The organism is Microcystis sp. M49636_WE2 (assembly GCF_030065375.1).
Lineage (GTDB): Bacteria > Cyanobacteriota > Cyanobacteriia > Cyanobacteriales > Microcystaceae > Microcystis > Microcystis aeruginosa_C.
Map to the genome: position 1 here is coordinate 1 of NZ_JASJFG010000423.1, position 3,142 is coordinate 3,142.

At 42.8% G+C, this 3,142-nt stretch carries 2 protein-coding genes and 1 pseudogene; 1 reads left to right on the forward strand and 2 read right to left on the reverse strand.

From position 1 onward, the window contains the following. Positions 1–124 precede the first annotated feature (124 nt). Entirely contained in the window at positions 125–1,048 is a 924-nt protein-coding gene (locus PX484_RS10095; RefSeq protein ID WP_287767787.1) for a serine/threonine protein kinase, read from the reverse strand. Positions 1,049–1,559: 511 nt separating this feature from the next. Between PX484_RS10095 and PX484_RS26005 the strand changes: the two are divergent. Continuing rightward, positions 1,560–2,161, forward strand: a pseudogene (locus PX484_RS26005) (Uma2 family endonuclease); the annotation flags it as partial. 195 nt (positions 2,162–2,356) lie between these two features. On the opposite strand, the gene PX484_RS10110 reads toward PX484_RS26005, so the two are convergent. Further along, positions 2,357–2,953, reverse strand: a complete 597-nt coding sequence (locus PX484_RS10110; protein WP_288103716.1) for a PEP-CTERM sorting domain-containing protein — start codon at positions 2,951–2,953, stop codon at positions 2,357–2,359. Between the last annotated feature and the right edge of the window lie 189 nt (positions 2,954–3,142).

The following is a 3,142-nucleotide window of genomic DNA, read 5'->3' on the forward strand; positions in this document are numbered from 1 at the left end:
GCTTATCAGTAAACTGATAACTGATAACTGATAACTGATAACTGATAACTGATAACTGATAACTGATAACTGATAACTGATAACTGATAACTGATAACTGATAACTGATAACTGACGGTTAAAGTCATTGACTTACTTTTAACTGCAAGCGAAAGTGAACAGGGGTAGAAGATTGGGGGAGAATAACTAATTCATAAAATCCCTCTTCGGGTAATTGACCAGACCATTGCCGATCGCTAGACTTGTCTAAGAGAGTGACTTTGCCACTGGGAGAGTAGAAAGATAGTAAAACTTCGCCTTCCGCCTCTAAATTTAAGTTTAACCGATCACTGGAACGCAATTTTATTGCATAGGCTTTTCCTTGTCCCTGGCTGAGAATTGCCTCGATAACTTCCTCCCCCCCCGCGTCTAAACTTTCGATCGCTTGGTAGGATAGGCCAGACTGTAAAGATTGTAACTGATTCCAGGCCAAGCCGCTCCACAGTTGACCCAGGCTGCCATCAAAATTTGGTCTTTCTGTCAACTCGGGAAATAGCTTAAAAAAAGCAGTATCAGTGAGTAAATTAAGGACTCTACTGCTTAATCGTAACTGATTCACTTGTTCTCGCCATTTTTCTCGCTTTTGCTCGTCGTAGCTACCCAATGCTTCCCTAGTGCCAGAATCGAGACGTTCTAAGCGATCGAGGATTTCTGCGGCTAAAATATCTCTTTGTTCCTGTTTCTGTTTTTCCTCTTTGATATCCCCATAGCGGAGGTTAAACAATTCATTGACAAGATTTTTAAAAAACTGACTATCAATTCCCAACTCCAGACGGCGCTTTCTCATCTCGGCTTTCCGTTGCCATGCCGTATCTGTGGCAGAATTAAAATTATTTTCCTCCGTGGCAAAAACGGGTTTAACGGTTTCGGGTTGATTGCTATGTTTAACCCACTGTTTCCCGATTAACCAGCCTATTGCCGCCGATAATAACATCAAAAGGCAAAAAATAGCGATTCTGCTGGAACAGCCGAGAAAAACGGGCGATTTATTCCGAGAATTAGCGGCCATTGTCTCCTGAGACGATGTGGGGTTTTGATCTGTAAAGATGAGATTAACACATAATAATAGGCTAGGACGCATTTTAAGCACCTATCCTGAGATTAGCTGAATCTCCCTCAATCCCTTTACTGTTGCCCTTTATCGAAAATTTGGGTTAAAACCCCGTCCTTTTAGGACGGCTTTAAGCTACAATGGAAAAAGCGATAACCAAGCTAAAAACTGAACCTTGACAACAGATAGTAGGGGGTTTTGTTCAGAAAAGAATTCAAATTCGGCCTTGAACGAGTAAAACTTTCTAGGAAATAAGGTTGAACATTAGATTTTTTCGACTTGTTCAAAGTGGCCGTCCGGCATTCGGACACTCAAAACGGACGGGTCGAAAGTGTCAGACTTAAGCAATTAAGCGTTTTTCGCTATCTGCGTCAACCCCATTGACGCAACCACCCTAAAAAAGTGGCGTGGTGAGGAATCGCCGTCCGTTTTACGGCGGCGAGGATGTCAATATTCCTAGCAGATAACCATGACTAGGACTCAACCCCTATCCCCTAGCCAAACCGACCGAAAAGATCAGATAATCTTCCCCAAGGGCGAATTTTGGAGTGATGAACCAACCTGGGAAAGTAATTTACATCTAACCCAGATTATTTTATTGATAAAATGCCTAGAATGGTTATGGCAAGATAGAGAAGATTACTTTGGCACCTGGAATTTAACCATCTACTACAGCCCAAATCAGAAAAAATCAGAATACTTTAGAGGATCTGACTTTTTTGTAGTATTAGGAACCACTAGAAACCAAAACCGGAAAAGTTGGGTAGTATGGCAAGAAGAGGGAAAATATCGGCTCTCTTAGGTTTGGTGGGCAAAATGTATTCTAAGATACATTCTTCCTAGCGAGCGAGTGGAAGGAACCACAAAGACACAAAGGACACAAAGATTGATCGATACTATATAAGTTAAACTTATCACACAGAACCTAGAAGAGCCAAATATCAACCGATTCAACCCAATCAGCAAGGTTGGTTATGGAGTGAAGAATTGGGGTTATATTTAGGCATCTACGCCGATAAATTGTGTTATTTTAGTCCCAAGGGCGAGTTAGTCCCCACACCGGTGGAAGCCGCTATTCTGGAGAGACAGTCCAAAAAATCTGAACGTCAACAAAAAGAACTGGCTTCACCAAAAGTCGAGCAGTTAACGGCAAGATTAGGGGAATTAGGCATCAATCCTGAAAAAACCCTGTGGGGGAGGAGTACAAGGTGGTCAGTGCGTCTATCGAACTGCTTGCACCCTCACCTCTCATCGGGAAAATCAAAATTAACCTTTTTTGATAACTTTAGAAGCCAAGGCACCCAAACCTAACCCCAATAGGCCGACAACAGCACCAGGTTCGGGGATGAGTGCTGCTTCCCACATCATATTACTAGGATTAAATGGCACTTCGTTACCCTCTAGGTCACCCGGAACACCAGGAACATTTGAAGCGAAAGCCAGGCCCGTAATGCTGATGCCAGGACCAAAGCCAACGTAGTCACTCATCCCACTATCGAAAAGCACAAAATCCATCACTGAACCATCGAAACTAGCCTTAGCTTGATTGCCAGGATTGGAAAAATAGGAATCGACCGTACCCCCTGACGAGGTAGAGAAAGCAAGGGGAACACCATTATACACGAGATTACTAAATCCCGTGATATCGATAACACCAGGGGTGTTCTGGTTACCTGTGAGTATTCCACTGAGAACTATCATGTTCGCGGCGTCGTTATAGGTGAAGCTGAACTGGGCGGCTTGGGCGGGATAGGCCAGGGCGGTCAAACCGATGGCGGTAGCAGCCCCTGCTAAAGAGGTTTTTAAAGACATCATTGCTTTGCTCACGAAAAATACCGTTAGGGACACCTGCCAAGATAGCATAGGACGGGTAGAAAGTCAAGTCTCTTCATAGAAAGGGTTGGCTGAATAAATATAGCGTTTTCAAATAAGACATGAAAAAGCATCGTAATTGTGGAGATTAGGAAAAGTAAATAGTTTAAGGTTGATTAAAAGATTAAATATCTTCTTCATAATCCCAAAATTTTTACAGAAACGGTAGCATCTCCTTAC

What these genes read in the sequence shown, in the direction of transcription:
- PX484_RS10095 (WP_287767787.1), bottom strand. Translation starts at nt 1,048, where the DNA reads ATGGCCGCTAATTCTCGGAATAAATCGCCCGTTTTTCTCGGCTGTTCC.
- PX484_RS10110 (WP_288103716.1), bottom strand. Translation starts at nt 2,953, where the DNA reads ATGCTATCTTGGCAGGTGTCCCTAACGGTATTTTTCGTGAGCAAAGCA.